19 protein-coding genes are annotated in these 18,769 nt (G+C 48.4%); 1 reads left to right on the top strand and 18 read right to left on the bottom strand.

Annotation, left to right across the window (positions count from 1 at the left end; genetic code table 11):
* Positions 1–731: 731 nt before the first annotated feature.
* From rpiB to V6C27_13635, 4 genes are all read right to left on the bottom strand, one after another.
* A complete protein-coding gene (rpiB, locus tag V6C27_13650; protein ID MEG6617452.1) occupies positions 732–1,187 on the bottom strand; it encodes a ribose 5-phosphate isomerase B in 456 nt (151 codons plus the stop codon).
* Positions 1,188–1,252: 65 nt separating this feature from the next.
* Positions 1,253–1,717 (bottom strand): low molecular weight protein arginine phosphatase, encoded by a 465-nt coding sequence (locus V6C27_13645; protein ID MEG6617451.1) that lies wholly within the window; start codon positions 1,715–1,717, stop codon positions 1,253–1,255.
* Positions 1,718–1,748: 31 nt separating this feature from the next.
* Positions 1,749–2,291, bottom strand: coding sequence for a manganese efflux pump MntP family protein (locus tag V6C27_13640; protein MEG6617450.1), 543 nt, complete (start codon positions 2,289–2,291; stop codon positions 1,749–1,751).
* 34 nt (positions 2,292–2,325) lie between these two features.
* A complete protein-coding gene (locus tag V6C27_13635; protein MEG6617449.1) occupies positions 2,326–3,384 on the bottom strand; it encodes an L-threonylcarbamoyladenylate synthase in 1,059 nt (352 codons plus the stop codon).
* 116 nt (positions 3,385–3,500) lie between these two features.
* Here V6C27_13635 and V6C27_13630 point away from each other — a divergent pair, with 116 nt between their 5' ends.
* The gene (locus tag V6C27_13630; protein MEG6617448.1) at positions 3,501–4,199 is read left to right on the top strand and encodes a sulfite exporter TauE/SafE family protein; all 699 of its coding nucleotides are present in this window, start codon (positions 3,501–3,503) and stop codon (positions 4,197–4,199) included.
* Between the two features lie 204 nt (positions 4,200–4,403).
* Here the strand turns inward: V6C27_13630 and prmC are convergent, their stop codons facing one another.
* The 14 genes from prmC to argS all read right to left on the bottom strand — a co-directional run bounded on the left by prmC (position 4,404) and on the right by argS (position 18,764).
* Positions 4,404–5,267 carry a peptide chain release factor N(5)-glutamine methyltransferase gene (gene prmC, locus V6C27_13625; protein ID MEG6617447.1) on the bottom strand — a complete coding sequence of 288 codons (864 nt, stop codon included), beginning with the start codon at positions 5,265–5,267 and terminating at the stop codon, positions 4,404–4,406.
* 21 nt (positions 5,268–5,288) lie between these two features.
* Positions 5,289–6,359 carry a peptide chain release factor 1 gene (gene prfA, locus V6C27_13620; GenBank protein ID MEG6617446.1) on the bottom strand — a complete coding sequence of 357 codons (1,071 nt, stop codon included), beginning with the start codon at positions 6,357–6,359 and terminating at the stop codon, positions 5,289–5,291.
* 120 nt (positions 6,360–6,479) lie between these two features.
* Positions 6,480–6,680: a 50S ribosomal protein L31 gene (gene rpmE, locus V6C27_13615; GenBank protein MEG6617445.1), complete on the bottom strand. Its 201-nt coding sequence runs from the start codon at positions 6,678–6,680 to the stop codon at positions 6,480–6,482.
* A 113-nt stretch (positions 6,681–6,793) separates the two neighbouring features.
* On the bottom strand, positions 6,794–8,047 hold the full coding sequence (locus tag V6C27_13610; protein MEG6617444.1) for a radical SAM protein: 1,254 nt from the start codon (positions 8,045–8,047) through the stop codon (positions 6,794–6,796).
* 114 nt (positions 8,048–8,161) lie between these two features.
* Complete coding sequence (locus V6C27_13605) at positions 8,162–9,094, bottom strand: M23 family metallopeptidase (protein ID MEG6617443.1); 933 nt, start codon at positions 9,092–9,094, stop codon at positions 8,162–8,164.
* Positions 9,095–9,155: 61 nt separating this feature from the next.
* Positions 9,156–10,472 (bottom strand): transcription termination factor Rho, encoded by a 1,317-nt coding sequence (gene rho / locus V6C27_13600; protein MEG6617442.1) that lies wholly within the window; start codon positions 10,470–10,472, stop codon positions 9,156–9,158.
* Between the two features lie 117 nt (positions 10,473–10,589).
* The gene (gene fsa / locus V6C27_13595) at positions 10,590–11,240 is read right to left on the bottom strand and encodes a fructose-6-phosphate aldolase (protein MEG6617441.1); all 651 of its coding nucleotides are present in this window, start codon (positions 11,238–11,240) and stop codon (positions 10,590–10,592) included.
* 60 nt (positions 11,241–11,300) lie between these two features.
* Positions 11,301–12,155, bottom strand: coding sequence for a class II fructose-1,6-bisphosphate aldolase (locus V6C27_13590; GenBank protein ID MEG6617440.1), 855 nt, complete (start codon positions 12,153–12,155; stop codon positions 11,301–11,303).
* Positions 12,156–12,464: 309 nt separating this feature from the next.
* On the bottom strand, positions 12,465–13,160 hold the full coding sequence (locus V6C27_13585; GenBank protein MEG6617439.1) for a hypothetical protein: 696 nt from the start codon (positions 13,158–13,160) through the stop codon (positions 12,465–12,467).
* 81 nt (positions 13,161–13,241) lie between these two features.
* On the bottom strand, positions 13,242–13,985 hold the full coding sequence (locus V6C27_13580; GenBank protein MEG6617438.1) for a Yip1 family protein: 744 nt from the start codon (positions 13,983–13,985) through the stop codon (positions 13,242–13,244).
* Positions 13,986–14,003: 18 nt separating this feature from the next.
* Entirely contained in the window at positions 14,004–14,924 is a 921-nt protein-coding gene (gene sppA, locus V6C27_13575) for a signal peptide peptidase SppA (GenBank protein MEG6617437.1), read from the bottom strand.
* Positions 14,925–15,184: 260 nt separating this feature from the next.
* Positions 15,185–16,801 (bottom strand): CTP synthase, encoded by a 1,617-nt coding sequence (locus V6C27_13570; GenBank protein MEG6617436.1) that lies wholly within the window; start codon positions 16,799–16,801, stop codon positions 15,185–15,187.
* 84 nt (positions 16,802–16,885) lie between these two features.
* Positions 16,886–17,065, bottom strand: coding sequence for a DUF1427 family protein (locus V6C27_13565; GenBank protein MEG6617435.1), 180 nt, complete (start codon positions 17,063–17,065; stop codon positions 16,886–16,888).
* A 13-nt stretch (positions 17,066–17,078) separates the two neighbouring features.
* Entirely contained in the window at positions 17,079–18,764 is a 1,686-nt protein-coding gene (gene argS / locus V6C27_13560) for an arginine--tRNA ligase (GenBank protein MEG6617434.1), read from the bottom strand.
* Between the last annotated feature and the right edge of the window lie 5 nt (positions 18,765–18,769).

The raw sequence follows: 18,769 nt of genomic DNA, 5'->3' as shown, positions 1-18,769 counted from the left end.
TAACCACGAAATACATCCATCACTGCATGCAATGCCTTTTGTAGGGGCTCAATTCATTGAGCCCGCATAAATCGTAACCTTTGCCAATGGCAAAACATTTTGGTACCTTAAACAAACGCTACTTTGGGTGGCTTGATGAATCAAGCCCCTACAGCACGGGTGTTTCTTAAAGATATACCTTATTTACATAGCAAAAGAATATACATTAACCATGAAATACATCCATCACTGCATGCAATGCCTTTTGTAGGGGCTCAATTCATTGAGCCCGCATAAATTGTAACCTTTGCCAATGGCAAAACATTTTGATCCTTAAATAAACGCTACTTTGGTGGGCTTGATGAATCAAGCCCCTACAGCACGGGCGTTTCTTAAAGATATACCTTTTTAAATAGCAAAAGAATATACATTAACCACGAAATACATCCATCACTGCATGCAATGCCTTTTGTAGGGGCTCAATTCATTGAGCCCGCATAAATCGTAACCTTTGCCAATGGCAAAACATTTTGGTACCTTAAACAAACGCTACTTTGGGTGGCTTGATGAATCAAGCCCCTACAGCACGGGTGTTTCTTAAAGATATACCTTATTTACATAGCAAAAGAATATACATTAACCATGAAATACATCCATCACTGCATGCAATGCCTTTTGTAGGGGCTCAATTCATTGAGCCCGCATAAATTGTAACCTTTGCCAAAATGCTTTTTGCAATAGCCCCTTGCAATTTAACGGCAATACTTCTGCTCGATTTCTGTAATTTTCTCCACCCGACAGGCGTGTCTGCCCCCGGCGTAATCGGTTTCCAGGTAGGTTTTAACCATCTCCATGGCGGTTTCCTTGGATATTACTCTGGAACCAAAGGCCATAATGTTAGCATCGTTGTGTTGGCGACACATTTGGGCGGTGTATTTGTCGTGGCAGTTTGCCGCCCGAATGCCGGGCACTTTGTTGGCGGCAATGCTAATGCCAATGCCGGTGCCACAAATCAGTATACCCTTTTCCGCCTCACCGTTGGCCACCGCTTCGGCCACTGCCAACCCCAAATCTGGGTAATCCACCGAATCGTTGGAGTAGGTACCTTTATCCATCACTTCAATGGCAGGATATTCTTTGTTTAGATATTCAATTACCGCTGCCTTTAGTTCAAATCCTGCATGATCACTGCCAATAGCCAATTTCAATTTAGAAAAGACCCCCTCAGAACAATTTTGAATTTTGAATTAAAACCTACTTATTTCTACGCTATCTATTTTTTTCCTGCATTATTTATTATTTTATCCAATGCTTTGGTAATTAATTGTTCTAACCTGGCGGCACAGGCTTGATATACTGGTAGCGGTTGTCCGTAGGGGTCCGGTATATCTCCCTCCTCCTCGGCGTACTGACAAAGGGTATATACCTTTTTCTCCGTTTCCGGTGCCTTTTGTAATACCTGTTGGCGGTGGCCTGCCGTCATGGTAAGAATGAGGTCGGCGGTGGTAATTAACTCATCGGTCAACATCGAGGCCTGGTGATCGTTAATGTCGATATTTTTCTCCGCCAATGCTTGCACCGCCTGCGCAGTGGCCGGACTGCCGGGCCAAGCCATGGTGCCCGCCGAAATAATTTCTATTGTTTGCTCTAGGTTGCGTTTTTTAACTATGTCTTTGGCCAAACCAGCCGCCATACTGCTGCGGCAGGTATTGCCGGTACAGACAAACAAAATCTTCATGGGTAAAACCTCGCCCCCCCATCAATCGTCATTATAAAAACAGCTTAATGCCGATACCAATTAAAATGATTCCGCCAATGATTTGGGCCTTTTCGCCCAACTTACTGCCCACATAGCGGCCAAAATTGAGGCCAATATAGGTCATGGCACCGGCCACAACGCCCATTACCAGCGCCGCTTGAATTAGGTTAACATCTTGGGTGCCCAAGGTAAAGCCGACACTCAAAGCGTCCATGCTGACGCTGCCGGATAGCACCATTACCCCGCCGGCATTGGTCAGCAATTGCTTTTGATCATCCTCCCCTTTACCGGTGAGGCCGTTTTTGATCATGCGGGCGCCTAAGTAAAGGAGAATCAGCGCCCCCACAATGGCGGCGGCCCGGTCCACATATGAGCCCACCAGTTCTCCGATGTAATAACCAATAATTGGCATTAAAATGTGAAAAATGGTGATGCTTATGGTCAGCAACCAAATTTGGCGCCTTTTTACTCCTGACATCCCTAAACCAATACAGAGCGACATGGCATCTGTACCTAAAGCCACAGCCAGGAGGAATAACGTGATTAAGCTCAATTAAAGCTCCTCCAAACAATATTAGTTGTGTATTCTATAGGTGCTGGATGTTGCCACCAGCCGCTCTTCTTAATCTGTCCATTACTGCCCGGCCCAAACCGGTGTCCGGAATGCCTTCGGCCAAAATAACATCTACCCCCAACTGATCAAACTGGCGCAATGATGCGTACAGAGCCGCCGCCGCTGCCGCTGGGTCTCGACCTTTGCCGTAGGACAACACTGTGGCTCCGGGAAATTTATCGGCGTTTTCAGCACCGGTGAGAATGCCCACCTGTTTACCCTGGGCTCGGTATTGTTTGAACAGTTCCAGCAACCGCTGCAAGATCAAATCCTGCCGACCCTCCAGTAGCACTGTTGGGGCCTGCGGTGAATAGTGTTTATATTTAACCCCCGGCGAGCGCGGGGTGATATTTTGATTGGGTTGCTGATCCAAAGCCGGATCATAGCAAACAGCGCCGCATACCGCTTTGATTTGTTCGGCGGTGACGCCGCCGGGCCGCAAAATGGTGGGCACCTGGGTGGTGACGTCCAAAACCGTCGATTCCACTCCCAGGTTGGCCGGGCCGCCATCCAACACGCCGGCAATGCGCCCCGTTAAGTCATCCAGCACATGCTGGGCGGTGGTGGGGCTGGGACTGCCGGACAGGTTGGCGCTGGGGGCGGCAATGGGTACGCCGGCGGCCTCAATTAGCGCCAGCGCCACCGGGTGGTTGGGCATCCGCACACCAACAGTGTCTAAACCGGCGGTTACTTCATCCGGCAACACATTAGTTTTAGGCAACACCAGCGTCAATGGGCCGGGCCAAAAGGCTTGCATCAGTTTTTCTGCCTGGGGATTATTGACGTTGGCCACCTGGGCCACCGCGGTGGTGGTGGCTATGTGTACTATCAACGGGTTATCTGCCGGGCGGCCTTTGGCTTTAAATATCCCTTCTACCGCCGGGCCATTCAGGGCATTGGCCCCTAAGCCGTATACCGTTTCGGTGGGAAAGGCCACCAAGCCCCCCTGCCGCAGTACTTGGCCCGCTTCTTTAATTGCCGGGTTATCATGCTCTATGTTATTAATTTGCCAGTATTTAGTATGTTGATTCATTTGCTGCCACTCCTATCTACGGCAGTAGTATATCACAAAATCTCTATTAAAATATAAGTCATAAAATTATTCCCATGTAAATATGGATAAGCATACCATTCTGCGGGAGGTTGTTTATGAATTTTCTGATCATGCTGATATCAGCCTTTGGCATCGGTGCGTTACATGCGTTGGAGCCAGGACACGGTAAAAGCATTATGGGTGCCTATTTAATCCTATCCCGGGGCCGAGCCATTCATGCGGTGGTGCTGGGCCTAACCTCTGCCATCACCCATACCACTGTAATTGTGGTGATGTCTTTGGCTGCCCACGGTGTTATTGGCGCCGCCGCCAACCAAACGGGGTTGGCGGATAATCAAACGGTGGAACTATGGTTAAAGGCCGTTTCCGGCCTGCTGATTACGTTAATTGGTTTAAGGATGGCGTTGCGTCGGACTTCCGGTTGCAGTTGTGGCTGCAATGGCCGTCATGTTCACCACCGGCCAGCGGTGGGTAATACCGGGGAGTGGTTGTCGCTAATTGGCTTAGGGGTCACCAGCGGCATGTTGATTTGCCCCAGCGCTTTGGCCATCATGTTGATGAGCATCAGCACCAACGCCATCGCCAGTGGCATTGTTTTGGTGATCGCCTTTGGCATCGGCGGTGCCGTTTCTTTAATCGCAGTGGGGTTGATATTGTTAAAATTATCCAAAGGGGCCAGCAACATCATCAGCCACAGCGGTTGGTCCAGATTGGCCAACCTAAGCGGCGTCCTCATCACCGCCATTGGCTTCTTCACCTGCTACGGAGCAGTTAAGTCCCTATGGGGGGCGTGAGTTACGAATCTGCCTTTTGTAGGGGCTCAATTCATTGAGCCCGCATAAACCCAACCTTTGCCCATGGCAAAACCTTTTGGTACCTTAAACAAACGTTGCTTTAACGGGCTTGATGAATCAAGCCCCTACATCATTTACGTTTATTTAAAATTATTGGCGTGTCCATATTTCATCAATATGTTTTTGTAAAAACAACTTTACTGTTTATAGCAGAATCTTCTGCGCCACCACCAACCGTTCTCTATCTGCTAAATCATGATACAACTTCGAATCCCATTCCGGCCCGCTAAAGATGCTTAAAGCTGTGTCTCCTTGGCCGGGGCCAATCTCTATTAGTAGGTGGCCGCCGGGTTTAAGCAGTTGTAGGGCTTGGGGTTTTAGCATTCGGTATAGGTCTAAACCGTCGGGGCCGCCGTCCAGGGCTAGAATGGGCTCTTGCCGCACCTCTTGGGATAGGCCAGCAATGTCCTGGCTGGGCACATAGGGTAAATTGGCAGTGATGATGTCCACCGAGCTGGTTAGCAGCTTTTGCAAAGCCGGAGCCAGTAGGTTGCCCTGCACAAATTCTATTCGCCTGGCCACCTGATGCCGGGTGGCATTTTTTTGGGCCACCGCCAGGGCGGCAGCGGATATATCCACCGCCACCACCTTTAGTTGGAGTAAAAAGTGGGCTGTGCTGACGGCAATGGCGCCGCTGCCGGTGCCCACATCCACCAGTATCGGAGTGGGGTTTTTCGCCTGGTTTATTAACTGGATGGCGGTTTCCACCAGCAATTCGGTATCCGGCCTGGGGATCAGCACGTCAGGGGTGACGGCAAAATCCAGCCCCATGAATTCTTTGCTGCCCACCAGGTAGGCCACCGGTTGGCCCGCCACCCGCCGGTCCAACAAATGCCGGTAGTTTTGCACCTCAGCCTCCGTTAGCTGTTGATCGGCATGGGCATATAAATAGGCCCGCTGGCAGTTTAACAGATGGCAAAGCAATACTTCGGCATCTAAGCGCGGTTGTTCAATGTCATTTTTTTGCAACAAAGCCCCGGCTTGCGCCAGGGCTGTTTTGATGTCCATTAATCTATTTCACTCCGTTAGTTATTCTACATTTTTTAATTGTTCTGCTTGATCGGCCAGCGTTAGCGCCTCGATAAATTCGTCCAAGTTACCTTCCAGCACTTCGCCCAAACGGTGGGTGGTTAAGTTAATGCGATGGTCAGTTACCCGGTTTTGGGGGAAGTTGTAAGTGCGAATGCGCTCGCTGCGGTCACCGCTGCCCACCAGCGCTTTGCGGTTACCGGCAATTTCTTCATGCTGTTCTTGCTGAGCCTTTTCCAGCAATCTGGCCCGCAACACCTTCATCGCTTTATCTTTGTTTTTGTGCTGGGATTTTTCATCCTGGCAAGAAACCACCAAACCGGTGGGGATGTGGGTCAGTCGCACCGCCGACTGGGTGGTGTTTACACACTGTCCCCCGGGGCCACTGGCACAGAACAGGTCTACTCTGACGTCGTTGGGGTTAATTTCAATGTCAACCTCTTCGGCCTCGGGCATCACTGCCACGGTGGCAGCGGAGGTGTGGATACGGCCGCCACTTTCGGTGGCCGGCACCCGTTGTACCCGATGACCACCACTTTCAAATTTCAGGGCGCTGTAAGCCCCTTTACCCTCTAACAGAAAGACAATTTCCTTGATGCCATCCATGCCGGTATAGTTGGTGTTCATGATGTCTATCTTCCAGCCCCGCTTTTCGGCGTAACGGCTGTACATGCGGAATAATTCTGCCGCAAACAACGCTGCCTCTTCGCCACCGGTACCGGCCCGGATTTCCATAATTACGTTTTTATCGTCATTGGGGTCTTTGGGTAATAGCAAAATCTTTAACTGTTCTTGCAGTGTGGCCTCTTTTTCGGTCAGTTCTTCCAGTTCCATTTCGGCCATTTCTTTGAGTTCTGGATCAATGCTCTTGTCTTTAAGCATTTCTTTGGTGTCATCAATGCCTGTCAGCACTTTTTGGTACTCCCGATAGGCTGCCACCACGTCTTGCAAATCGGCGTGGCTTTTCATGTATTTCTGCCAACGTTGGTTGTCGGCAATTATCTCCGGATCTGAAATCAGCTTGCTCAATTCTTCGTATTTTTGTTCAATTTGTCTAAGCTTATCTAGCATTTGTTTGTTCACCTTCCTCCCAAACGGCATCTGTTAGCAAACCTGTAGTAACTGCCCTTTGGCATAGCTTGTTGTCTATATCAAAATAGCAGAGCATATCGCTCTGCTATCTGCTCAAAACTACTTTAAGCCGTATTTTTTACGGAACTTGTCTGCACGACCACCGGTATCAATCATCCGCTGTGAACCAGTGTAGAAAGGATGGCAGTTGGAACAAATGTCCACTTTCAGTTCCTTTTTGGTTGAACCAGTGGTAAAGGTATTGCCGCATACGCAAGTCACTTTAGCCTCAGCGTACTGAGGATGGATATCTTTTTTCACCAAACTCACCCCTATAGTTTATCAGTTTTACGCGTTAGTTTACACACTAGAGTATTATAGCATAGTTTACCTACAACTGCAAAGATTCTTTTGCAGATAAGCATATATTTGTCTTATCTCCTTATCGGTTTGCTGTAGTTGCCGATTTGCACGTTGGGCAACTCCTCTTTCAGCGTCTCGATAAATGCCGGGATGCCTAGAAATTCTTCGTTTGTTTTGGGCAGTTTGTTCATCAGGTAATCTGGGTCGATGTTTAGGTTTCTGATTTGCACCATGTCTACTCCAGTTTCTTTGATGAACGCTATTAACCTTTCCGTTTCACTGACCCGGTCGTTTAGGCCCGGCAGCGTCAGTAGGTTTAATGACACAAAGACATCTTTTGCTTTGGCATATTTTATACTGTCTTTGACGTTAGCTAGGCTATAGTTTTTCGGTTGATAGTAGGCGTTGTAAATTTGTTCACTGGCACTGATGGTGCTTACTCTGATGGAATCTAAGCCGGCATCGATAATTTTCTTCAGGCCCTCAGTGTAGCCGGCGTTAGAATTGATGTTAATGGTGCCTTTGGTTGTTTGGGCCCGCACCGCTTTAATGCCAGGGGCAATTATGTCCACCGCCAAAGACGGTTCCCCTTCGCAGCCTTGGCCAAAGCTGATAATGGCTTCCGGCGCCTGCTCCAAGTGGTAGGCTGCCACCTGCACCAGTTCCTCCAGCGTGGGCTGAAATTCTATCCGACCCTGGGGAGAGGGACAACATTCTGCCGGCTGTTTAGAGATACAGCCTAAACAGCCGGCATTGCAGGTGGGCGAGGTGGGCAAGCCCCCTTCCCAGCGGCGATAAAATATATTCTGGGCGGTAAAGCATTGGTATGACAGCGCGCAGTGGGCCAAGTGAGTTAACAGTCTGTTTTGGGGGTGCACTGCTTGTCTCTTTTCAACTAACTGGGGGAGGTCCGCTGTGTTGTAATGTTCCGGGTCCCATTTAGTGAGTTCATCGGTTTTTTGGGCCGCCACATACAGTTGCTCCCCTTTGGCCACCACCGCAGCGTAGCCCAACAGAGGCAATGGTTGATCTTGCTGGCGTTGGTAGGCTGGCAGCAACGTTCTGGTGTAGCCCTGGGGCAATGTGGCCCCCACCGCATAGGCCGGCCCTTGTTGGTAGGGATCTTGCCGCAACAGTTTAAATTCTCCCCCCTTGGTCATACCAATGGGATGACCGCCGGGCACCAACACTAGGCCGGCGCCCGCGGGCAACGGAATGACATCTTCGTCGATAATTTCTACAAAACGATCCCCAGCCCGCCCGACGGCGTGCAGTTGATAATCATAAAACTGTCCATGCTGGTCCGCAAACAACAACTTATACATTATATTTTACCTCCAAAACAAAACAGAGGATAAGACAAGGGGACGGGTCCCTTGTCTTCCGGAGAAGAAGACAGGGGACCTGTCCCCCTGTCTTGCGTTGCCTCTGTTGTTAGGTTAGATTGGTAGATTGGTGGCATTGATGCAAAACATTGGGTCGAAGGGCACTCCTTTATAGGTTACTTCCCAATGCAGGTGGGGGCCACTGGAACGTCCGGTGTTGCCCACCCGGGCTATGGGGTTCCCGGCCTGCACCCATTGGCCATTTTTCACCAACAGTGTGGAGCAGTGGGCATAGAGGGTGCGCATGTTGTCACCATGATCAATAATTACTGTGTTACCGTAGGTGCCATAGTAGCCGGAAAATACCACTTCACCACTACAGGGAGCGCTAATTAACGCCCCTTGGTTAGCGGCAATATCTAGCCCTTGGTGGGGACGACCTTCTTCTCCCCGAATACCAAATTCAGAGGATATCCGCCCCTGCACCGGCCAACTCATGGCCAACACCGGCAAATTAGTTTTGGTGCCGGCAGACATCGTTGGTACCGCCGCATTTTGTCCAGGAATGGTTAAGGTTTTTCCCACTTGCACCAAGTCTGGGTTGGTAATGTTGTTGGCCTTTAGCAACTGGGACATGGAAATTTGGTACTGCTTGCAGATGCCAATTAGCGTATCGCCACTTTTGACAGTGTGCTTAACGCTGGTACCGGGCAAGTCAATAACTTGTCCCATAAACAGTTGGCTTCCTTCATCCAAACCGTTCAGTGCCGCCAGTTGGGCCACCGAGATGCCAAATTTATTGGCCAACCCCCAAAGGGTATCGCCCGAAACCACTCGGTAATGCTCCACAGCGTTTGGTTTTACTGTGGTGGCCTTGGTTTCCACCACCGGTTCCGGTGCAATTTGGTAATCCACCCGGTCAACACCATAGGGCTGCCCCTGGTCAATCATTTCGGTTAATTGACCATAGGTGGGCGCTGCCAACACTATAATTGTCAGCAATATGGTAACAACATATATCAAATTTTTAATTAATTTGCTTGGCATTTCTTTCACCTCAAAATGGCAATAGTCATTACTATTTTTACCATTATGAGGTGATTTTATACTATTCTTGGTTGGTGGTGGTTACCCGGGTGGGGGGACGTTTGGGCACCAATGCTTTGGCCCGCCGCCGTTGTTCCATCACGGTGGTAACCATTTCTTTGTTGGTTTTGGTGTTTTTTAGCCGCTCCATTATACTTTCCAACGCTTCCCAAGAAGCGGCATTGCTGAAGGCCCGTCTAAAGCCCCATACCCATTCCAGTTCGTCCTTGGTGAGCAAAGCTTCTTCCCGTCGGGTGCCGGAACGCTGTACATCTATGGCCGGGAACAGTCTGCGCTCGGATAAACGCCGATCCAATACCAGTTCCATATTGCCAGTGCCTTTAAACTCTTCAAAAATCACTTCGTCCATGCGGCTGCCGGTCTCCACCAGTGCGGTGGCCAAAATGGTCAAGCTGCCGCCCTCTTCCACATTGCGGGCTGCACCAAAGAATCTTTTGGGCCGATGTAGTGATGCCGGGTCGACACCACCAGACAGCGTTCTGCCACTGGGCGGCACCACCAGGTTGTGGGCCCGGGCCAAGCGGGTGATACTGTCCATCAAAATCACCACATCCCGCTTGTGTTCAACCAACCGTTTAGCCCGCTCCAGCACCATATCGGCCACTTTAACATGGTTTTCCGGTGGCTCATCGAAGGTGGAACTGACCACTTCCCCTTTTACGGAGCGCTCAATATCTGTCACTTCTTCCGGCCGTTCGTCAATTAACAACACGATTAATTCCACTTCCGGGTGGTTTTGGGTAATGCTGTTGGCAATTTCCTTTAGCAAAAAGGTTTTACCAGCCTTAGGGGGAGCCACAATTAAGCCCCGCTGTCCTTTGCCTAAGGGAGATATTAAGTCGATAATTCGGGTGCCAATTTTATGGGGTTGGGTCTCTAGGGTAAATCTCTTTTCTGGGTAAAGAGGAGTTAAGCCATCAAAGTGTAGTCTTTCTGGTGAAGTTTCTGGGGGATCACCGTTAACCTTTTCCACTCGCAATAAGGCAAAATATCTTTCGTTGTCTTTGGGCCGCCGCACCTGGCCAGTCACCCGGTCTCCGGTGCGTAGATCGAATTTTCGAATTTGGGATGCCGAAACGTAGATATCGTCGTTACTGGGGTGGTATTTGAAGGGTCTTAAAAAACCGTAGCCATCGGGCATTCTTTCTAGCACCCCTTGGGCTTCAATGATGCCCTCTTGCTCTGTTTTAGCTTTGAGAATTTCAAAAACCAGTTCTTTTTTGCGGAATTTGTAATAAGAGGGAATTTCCAAGGCCTTGGCTATTTTATACAGCTCCACCATGGTCTTGTTTTCTAAATTATTAATATTTACATCCATAAATTTAAACCATCCTAACTTATCATTTGTCCATGTAAACCTATGTCTTGTTATGTGATATTTTTTATATCGAAGATGCAGGGGTTAGATTTTTCGGGCAATCTAACCCCCACTTGGTTACTTAGCCGGGGGTACCTTGGCCCAATCGGCTAAAAACTTGTCGATGCCAATACCGGTTAAGGGGTGATTGATCATTTGTTTTAGCACCTGGGGTGGGATGGTGGCGATGTCGGCGCCAATCTTGGCTGCTTGCAGCACATGCAGGGGATGACGGATGCTGGCGGCAATAACTTCGGTTTCAATGCTGTAGTTTTCAAATATCTTCATGATGTCAGCAATTAGTTCCATGCCATCGTGGCCGGTATCATCTACCCGCCCCACAAAGGGGCTGACGTAGGTGGCCCCGGCTAACGCCGCCAACAGCGCCTGGTTGGCAGAAAAAACCAGCGTAACATTGGTTTTAATTCCTTCTCGGTGGCAGGCTTTGGTTACCTTTAGTCCATTGGCTGTCATTGGTAGTTTAACCACGATATTGGTATGAATCTGTGCCAGTTCTCTGGCCTCGGCCAGCATCTGATCGGCCTCTAGGCTGACCGCTTCGGCACTGATGGGGCCATCCACAATATCGGTAATTTCTTTAACCACCTGGGTAAAATCCCGACCTTCCTTGGCAATTAATGAGGGGTTGGTGGTCACCCCCGAAATTACCCCCAACTGATAAGCTTCTCGAATTTCATCAATATTGGCAGTATCCAAAAACAGCTTCATGTGATTTAAAAGCCCCCTTTGTATAATGGGGCGCGATGACAGATCGCGCCCGGGTGTAGCTTACGCCTTGCCGTTGGAACCAAAAACTCTTATTTTTTCCCGAATCACTTCGATGGCCTTATCTCTACCGGGCCCAATTACCTTTCTGGGGTCAATTTCATTTGGTTTATCAGCCAACACCTGTCTAATGGTGTAGGTGATGGCCTCTCTAATGTTGGTATCAATGTTTACTTTTCTTACCCCCAGAGAAATGGCCTTTTTAATGGCCTCATCCGGTACCCCGGAGGAACCGTGCAACACGATGGGCACATCCACCATACTCTTGATTTTTTTCAACCGCTCAAAATCCAGCTTGGGTTCGCCCTTGTACTGACCATGGGCGGTGCCAATGGCCACCGCCAGGGCATCTACGCCGGTGCGATCAACAAATATCTTGGCTTCCTCTGGGCTGGTGAACATGGCATCCTTTTCATCCACAGTGATATCGTCCTCGGTACCACCTATTTTACCCAATTCTGCTTCCACTGAAACGCCCACCGCTCTGGCCACTTCTAAAACTTTGTTGGTTAGGGCAATGTTTTCTTCCAAGGGATGTTTAGAACCATCAATCATTACCGAGCTAAAGCCTGCTCTAATGCATTGCACACATTGTTCAAAACTGGTGCCGTGATCCAGGTGCAAAGCAACGGGTACAGTGGTTTGCTCGGCGGCCAACTTGGCCATGCCCACTATCCACTCCAGACCGGCATACTTAATTGCCCCTTGGCTGGCTTGAATAATTACCGGAGACTGTTCTGCTTCGGCAGCAGCGATAATTGCTTGTACAATCTCCATATTATTGCAGTTAAAAGCGCCCACAGCGTACTTGCCTTCTTCCGCCCTTTGCAGTAATTCGGCAACGGTAACCAGTGCCATTTTAAAATTCCCCCAGTCTTTTTTTAATTCAAATATTCATAGTTGTTGCAGGGATGTAGGGGCTCAATTCATTGAGCCCGCCAAAGCAACGTTTGTCCTTGAATTACATTTGTTACCATCCACAACTGCTTCTTCTGTGGGATTGATGAATCGAACCCCTACAAAAAGCGTTGCCTGTAATTAATGTTATGTAATGGTAATATTTTGATTATATTTAACTATACGCTAAACCTAATTAGTATATTCATCCCATGTGGGGCTGAACAGTTAAAATGCTCGGACCACTTGTCCGAGCATAGTATTTACGGTTTAGTGGTGTTTGTTGCGTTTGCGTCTACTTTTTTTGGGTTTGTGCTTGCCATTGCCATTGGCTAAGCTATCCAAAAAGTTGAAGCCATGTTGGGTTAATTCAATGAAATCGGTCCTTTGAATTACCTCTAAGTCATCTTCGGTTTCGGCATAAATAATATTTACGCTATTACATTCTTTGCACTGCAACTCCACTCGATCGGGGAAGATCTCCAATTCTATTTGGTCATTACCGCATTGACAGTATAAACCGCTTTTTTCGGCGATATCATGTAACCGATTAATAACTTGGTACATAATGTGGGAGTTGTTAAAGTAATCTTCTCCGGCAAATTGATCAATCAGTGTTTCCAAATCGTAGTCATAACTCATTATCGCTTCCCGAACCTTTTCTTCCGGCCCCAAATGACCCAGCTCAATACCGGTTTCTTGACAATATAAATTAATTACCTCCGGTGACCAAAGCCTAGCCCCGGAAATTATGCGCTGATGTTTAATCTCACAAATGACGCAAGGCAACTGCAACCGGTAACTGCCGTTTTTACTTTTGGAGATTTCCAATAGTGTTGATCCACAGCTACATTTTATCTCCAGCATCCGGCGACCTGAAAAGGAGAACAGCGATAACTTATTAAATTGTAGTTTGCCGCACTCAGGACATCTCATGGCCAACACGGTGCTGGTGGCTATCAGCATTATACACCCTCCCACATAATTTTTCTTCGGTGATTTATTCGCCACCTTTGTATAAAAACCCTGCAACGGTCAACAACAAGTTTATATTGTACCAAATTGTTCTAAATGTGGCAAAGCAGATGACATTAATCCCACCATGGCGATAATAATTATTACTGCCAGCACCACACCAATTATCCACGGTGTCACCACCACCAACACCGCCCTGCCGGTGGTAAATTGATGTACTTCCCTAAGTGCTATTACCAGCAGTACAATGCCCCAGATGGTAACGCCGAAGGTGCCAATGTTTGCTAAAACCTTAACAAAACCGCTGTTGGCAAATATTATTGCCAACCCCTGTAAAGGCAACAGCAACAGCGCCGGCAACCCCGCTAAACCATAGGCGGTAAAGGTGGTAATGGCTTTGCCGCCGCCGCCGTAAAACTCGGCAATTAAATGGAGCAGGCTGCTGTAGCCCAACCAAACCAGAACGTTAATTATAAAACCCAGCATGGCCATCAGCGGCGCCATACTCTGCATGGCGTTTAATAGCTGTTGATTGGCATAACCCATCACATTGCCAGCAAAAGGATCGGTGGTGATCATACCCATCAACGCTAATATCAGGTTCATTCCCAGCACTAAGGTCACCGTTAACACCACCGGGGGATTAATGGCCACCCGCCGGAAGGTGTTGGCCGGATCAAACAGCACTCCGTACACCAAATCGTAGACCGACAGGTTTGATTCTAGCTGGGTGGGCACAGGTGTTACACCTTCATCCTTTAATTGATCCTCCGTTACTTCTTCTACTAAGTGTTTTTCTTGGTTTTCGTTATCCAACAAAATTCATATGCCCCCTTACAGCTTTGGCATGGCCAGCTGTTCTGCTACAACTGCAGGTAGTAATTGGGGTCCGTATTGCAAACCCATTAACTTGACCCCCAACAATTGATCCCAAAAATTCTTTGGCCCAAAGTTAACCACTTGGGGTTCGCCCTTGATGCCCACCATTTTAGCGGTGGTTTCAATGGCCTGCTGCAAATCCCCCACCTGATCCACCAAACCCACCTTTAGCGCCTGGCGCCCGGAGTACACTCTACCATCAGCCAGAGCCCTTACCTTTTCCATCTCCATGTTGCGGCCGTTGGCCACCACCTCTAAAAACTGCTCATAGCTATCATCTATTAGGCCTTGAAAAATGGCGGCTTCTTCGGGGGTAATATCTCTGGCCTCAGAGCCCATATCCTTATGGGGGCCACTTTTAAACACCTTTTGTTCTACCCCCACTTTATCATAGAGTCCTTGCAAATCCACCGTTTGCATAATTACCCCAATGCTGCCAGTCATGGTGGTGGGGTTAGCCACTATGCGGTCGGTTTCGCAGGATATCCAGTAGGCCCCAGAGGCAGCGGTTTCAGCCATGTAGGCCACCACCTTTTTGCCGGATTGCCGCAGTCTTTTAATTTCATTGCCAATCTCCAGTGAACCGGCCGGGGTACCGCCGGGGCTGTTGATCCGCAGCACCACCCCTTTGATGTTGGGATCATCCTTAGCCTGGCGCAGTTGCTCAATCACCGTTTGGGAACCGGTCATCACGTCACCGGTAAAACTGCCGCCGCTGGTGCCGCTGACAATCATGCCGCTAATGTCAATCAGTGCAATGCTGTCTTCCGCCGCCCCCGTCGTTTTGGCTCCGTTATTTTGCCCCAGAGCTGCGGCAATTAAAGAAATAACTACCACCCCCAAGATGGCTATGGTTACAATTTTTCTTTTAGACAAAATTTTCTTCCCCCTAACCGTGTTTTGATTACAGTCATTATTTTATTGCTAATGCTTTTTGTAGAGCTTCGATTCATCGCTCCCACTTAGTGTAACATTTGTGCATGGTGAAACAGGTTGGTTTAAGGACAAAGGTTGCTTAGTGGGCTCAATGAATTGGGCCCCTACTTAGGATGTTAAAATCCCAGGATTTATATTCTGCGATAAAGATGAATAACAAAAGAGCTTTGGTTCATTTACCAAAGCTGCTTTGTGTTGTGTTATTTATTCTCTTTTGTTTTACTATATCTGATGGCCGCACCAATAAAATCGCGGAACAGTGGTTGTGGCCTATATGGTCTTGATTTAAATTCCGGATGGAACTGGGTAGCCAGGAACCAAGGATGTTCTGGAATTTCAATGATTTCTACCAGTTCTCTGCCGGGCAGCGTGCCGGAGAACACCATGCCCTTTTGCTCCAGATCTTGACGATATTTGTTGTTAAATTCATAACGGTGGCGATGACGTTCAGAAATCATTTCGGTACCGTAGGCTTGGTAGGCCAATGTACCTGGTTTTAGCACACTGTCGTATCTACCCAAACGCATGGTGCCACCCATGTTATCTATGTCCTTCTGCTCCGGTAGCAGGTCAATCACTGGGTAAGGGGTGTTTTTATCAAACTCTGAGCTGTTGGCTTCTTTCCAACCTAAAACGTTGCGGGCAAACTCAATTACTGCCAATTGCATGCCTAAGCAAATGCCCAGCATGGGAATGCGGTTTTCCCGGGCATATTGGATGGCTTTAATCTTTCCTTCAATTCCCCGATCACCAAAGCCGCCGGGAATTAAAATGCCGTCCACATCGGCCAACAGATCCTTTACATCCATATGCTCCAGGTCTTCACTGTTGATCCAACGAATATCAATGGACGTGCCGTGGTGCAAACCGGCATGGCGCAGCGCTTCGGCCACACTTAAATAAGCATCGGGCAAAGATACATATTTACCCACCAACGCAATTTTAGTGGCCCACTTGAGGTTGTTCATGCGGTCCACCATATCCTGCCATTCACTCATGTCGGCGTCGTTGCATTTAATTTTCATCCGTTCCACCACAATGTCGTCAAAGCCCTCTGCTTCCAACAATAGCGGTACTTCGTAAATGGAATGGGCATCAACACATTGCACCACCGCATCTTTATCGATGTCACAAAATAGCGCCAGTTTCTCTTCCATTTCTTTGGAAAGGGGTCTTTCGGTGCGGGTAACAATGATATCCGGTTGAATGCCAATACCCCGCAGTTCTTTGACACTGTGTTGGGTGGGCTTGGTTTTTAATTCGTTGGCCGCACCAATGTAAGGCACTAGGGTAACGTGAATATACATCACGTTGTCTCGGCCCAGGTCGCCCTTTAGCTGTCTAATGGCTTCTAAAAATGGTTGTGATTCAATATCCCCAACGGTGCCACCAATTTCTGAAATCACCACATCGGCGCCAAATTCTTCACCTGATTTAAGGATCCGTTCCTTAATTTCGTTGGTTACATGAGGAATCACTTGCACTGTGGCCCCTAGGTAATCGCCACGGCGTTCTTTATTAATAACCGACCAGTAAATTTTACCGGTGGTGACATTGCTGCTTTGACTTAAATTTTCATCAATAAACCTCTCGTAATGCCCTAAATCTAAGTCTGTTTCTGCCCCATCCTCAGTAACAAAAACTTCACCATGCTGGTATGGACTCATTGTGCCAGGGTCTATATTAATGTAGGGATCTAATTTTTGTATGGCAACCTTTAGGCCCCGGTTTTTTAGCAACCGACCCAAGGATGCAGCGGTGATACCTTTACCAAGGGAAGATACAACACCTCCGGTAACAAAGATATACTTGGTCATGACTTCCTCCTATATTATGAATAATTTTTACATTGATTGACATCCTTTAACATTCTATCTGCTCACATTGGGGGTGTCAAGATGTTACCTACCCCAGCCCAAACGCATTGCAATTAGGTATCCCAGGAATATGCCAACAATCCCCAACACCCCGGCAAGGGTGGGTGGGGCAGGGATGGGCAATTTTAATTTGGCAAAGAGCAATCCCACCACCGCTCCGGTAAATAACGCGTAAATGGCTTCTTTAATATCACTTGGTAACATATTTATTTCCTCACTACATTCTTTCTGGTGCAGACACACCAATCAGCCGCAACGCATTTCTTAGCACAATGCGGGTACAATTTACCAGCACTATTCTGGCATCGGACACCCGTTGATCCTCCACAATCACTCGGTTGCTGTTGTAGAAACTGTGGAACAATCCCGCCAAGTCATGCAAATATCTGGCAATGCGATGGGGCGCCAGCATTTCCGCTGCCATGGCCACCTCAACGGGGAAATCCGCCAGTTTTCTAATCAAATTCAGTTCTGGCTCTCCGTCAAGCACCGTCAAATCCACTTCCGATGACTTGGGCACTTTGCCGCCCCGCTCGTCCAACTGCCGCAAAATGCTGCAAATGCGGGCATGGGCGTATTGGATATAGAAAACCGGGTTATCGTTAGTTTGGGATTTAGCCAAATCCAAATCGAATTCCAGGTGACTGTCGGGACTGCGCATAATAAAGAAATAACGGGCTGCATCTTTGCCCACTTCTTCCACCAATTCACTAAGGGTGACAAACTGTCCGGTGCGCTTGGACATCCGCACCACTTCTCCCCCCCGAAGCAACCGCACCAATTGCATCAACATAATTTCCAGCTGGTCCCGATTGTATCCCAAGGCTTCCATCGACCCCTTCATCCGGTTGACATGGCCGTGGTGATCGGCACCCCAAATGTTAATTACCCGGTCAAACCCCCGCTGGAATTTATTTTTATGATAGGCAATATCCGCGGCAAAGTAGGTGGGAATGCCATTGGCCCGCACCACCACTTCATCCTTCTCGTCGCCGAATTCGGTGGCTTTAAACCACAGCGCATCTTCCTTCTCATAAATATACCCTTTGCGCTGCAGTTCCTCGATAGTTTCTTTAATGGCGCCGGACTGATGCAATGATTTTTCGGAAAACCAAACATCATATACCACGCCAAAGTCCAGCAGACCGCTTTTAATGTTGGTAATTTTCTCATCTAAAGCAAATTCAATTAATTTTTCCCGGCGAATGGCCGGTTCTGCCGTTAGGTAGGTGTCGTTGTGTTGGTTAATGAAGTTTTTAACGGTTTCGATAATGTCTTCGCCGTGATAGCCCTCTTCCGGCATTGGTACATCTTGTCCCAACTGTTGCAGGTACCGGGCCTCCAATGATTTGCCAAAGTTAATAATCTGATTGCCGGCATCGTTGATGTAGTATTCCCGCTGTACTTGGTATCCGGCAAATTCTAAAATGGATGCAATGCTGTCACCCAGCGCTGCTCCCCGGGCATTGCCCATGTGCAACAGGCCCGTTGGGTTGGCACTGACAAATTCCACTTGTACTTTTAGGCCTTCTCCCAGCTCTACGCTGCCGTAATGGGCATCTTGATTTTCAACCTCCGGTAGCGCGTTATATATCCATGCTGCATCCAGATAAAAATTAATAAAGCCAGGACCGGCTATTTCTACGTTCTTTACCGACGTCCCAGCCACTTCAAGATTCTGCAAAATTATTTCTGCCAATTTACGGGGTGCACTTTTGGCCGGCTTGGCTAACATCATGGCTATATTGGTGGCAAAATCGCCGTGGCCCTTCTCCCGGGGCACTTCCACCACAAATTCCGGTACAGTTAGCTCCGGCAGCGCACCGGCAGCCACCGCCTTTTCCACTGCTTGTTTTAAGGCATCAGACAACTGTTGCCGTACTCTTTCTACGATACCGCTCATAACAG

This window comes from Peptococcaceae bacterium 1198_IL3148 (genome assembly GCA_036763105.1).
Lineage (GTDB): Bacteria > Bacillota > Desulfotomaculia > Desulfotomaculales > Desulfohalotomaculaceae > JBAIYS01.
The sequence above is the reverse complement of the archived record's forward strand: the minus strand, read 5'-3'. Positions and strand labels throughout refer to the sequence as shown.

What these genes read in the sequence shown, in the direction of transcription:
- argS (MEG6617434.1), bottom strand. Translation starts at nt 18,764, where the DNA reads ATGAGCGGTATCGTAGAAAGAGTACGGCAACAGTTGTCTGATGCCTTA.
- fsa (MEG6617441.1), bottom strand. Translation starts at nt 11,240, where the DNA reads ATGAAGCTGTTTTTGGATACTGCCAATATTGATGAAATTCGAGAAGCT.
- V6C27_13635 (MEG6617449.1), bottom strand. Translation starts at nt 3,384, where the DNA reads ATGAATCAACATACTAAATACTGGCAAATTAATAACATAGAGCATGAT.
- V6C27_13605 (MEG6617443.1), bottom strand. Translation starts at nt 9,094, where the DNA reads ATGCCAAGCAAATTAATTAAAAATTTGATATATGTTGTTACCATATTG.
- V6C27_13645 (MEG6617451.1), bottom strand. Translation starts at nt 1,717, where the DNA reads ATGAAGATTTTGTTTGTCTGTACCGGCAATACCTGCCGCAGCAGTATG.
- V6C27_13610 (MEG6617444.1), bottom strand. Translation starts at nt 8,047, where the DNA reads ATGTATAAGTTGTTGTTTGCGGACCAGCATGGACAGTTTTATGATTAT.
- V6C27_13565 (MEG6617435.1), bottom strand. Translation starts at nt 17,065, where the DNA reads ATGTTACCAAGTGATATTAAAGAAGCCATTTACGCGTTATTTACCGGA.
- rho (MEG6617442.1), bottom strand. Translation starts at nt 10,472, where the DNA reads ATGGATGTAAATATTAATAATTTAGAAAACAAGACCATGGTGGAGCTG.
- prmC (MEG6617447.1), bottom strand. Translation starts at nt 5,267, where the DNA reads ATGGACATCAAAACAGCCCTGGCGCAAGCCGGGGCTTTGTTGCAAAAA.
- V6C27_13630 (MEG6617448.1), top strand. Translation starts at nt 3,501, where the DNA reads ATGAATTTTCTGATCATGCTGATATCAGCCTTTGGCATCGGTGCGTTA.
- V6C27_13585 (MEG6617439.1), bottom strand. Translation starts at nt 13,160, where the DNA reads ATGCTGATAGCCACCAGCACCGTGTTGGCCATGAGATGTCCTGAGTGC.
- prfA (MEG6617446.1), bottom strand. Translation starts at nt 6,359, where the DNA reads ATGCTAGATAAGCTTAGACAAATTGAACAAAAATACGAAGAATTGAGC.
- V6C27_13570 (MEG6617436.1), bottom strand. Translation starts at nt 16,801, where the DNA reads ATGACCAAGTATATCTTTGTTACCGGAGGTGTTGTATCTTCCCTTGGT.
- V6C27_13590 (MEG6617440.1), bottom strand. Translation starts at nt 12,155, where the DNA reads ATGGCACTGGTTACCGTTGCCGAATTACTGCAAAGGGCGGAAGAAGGC.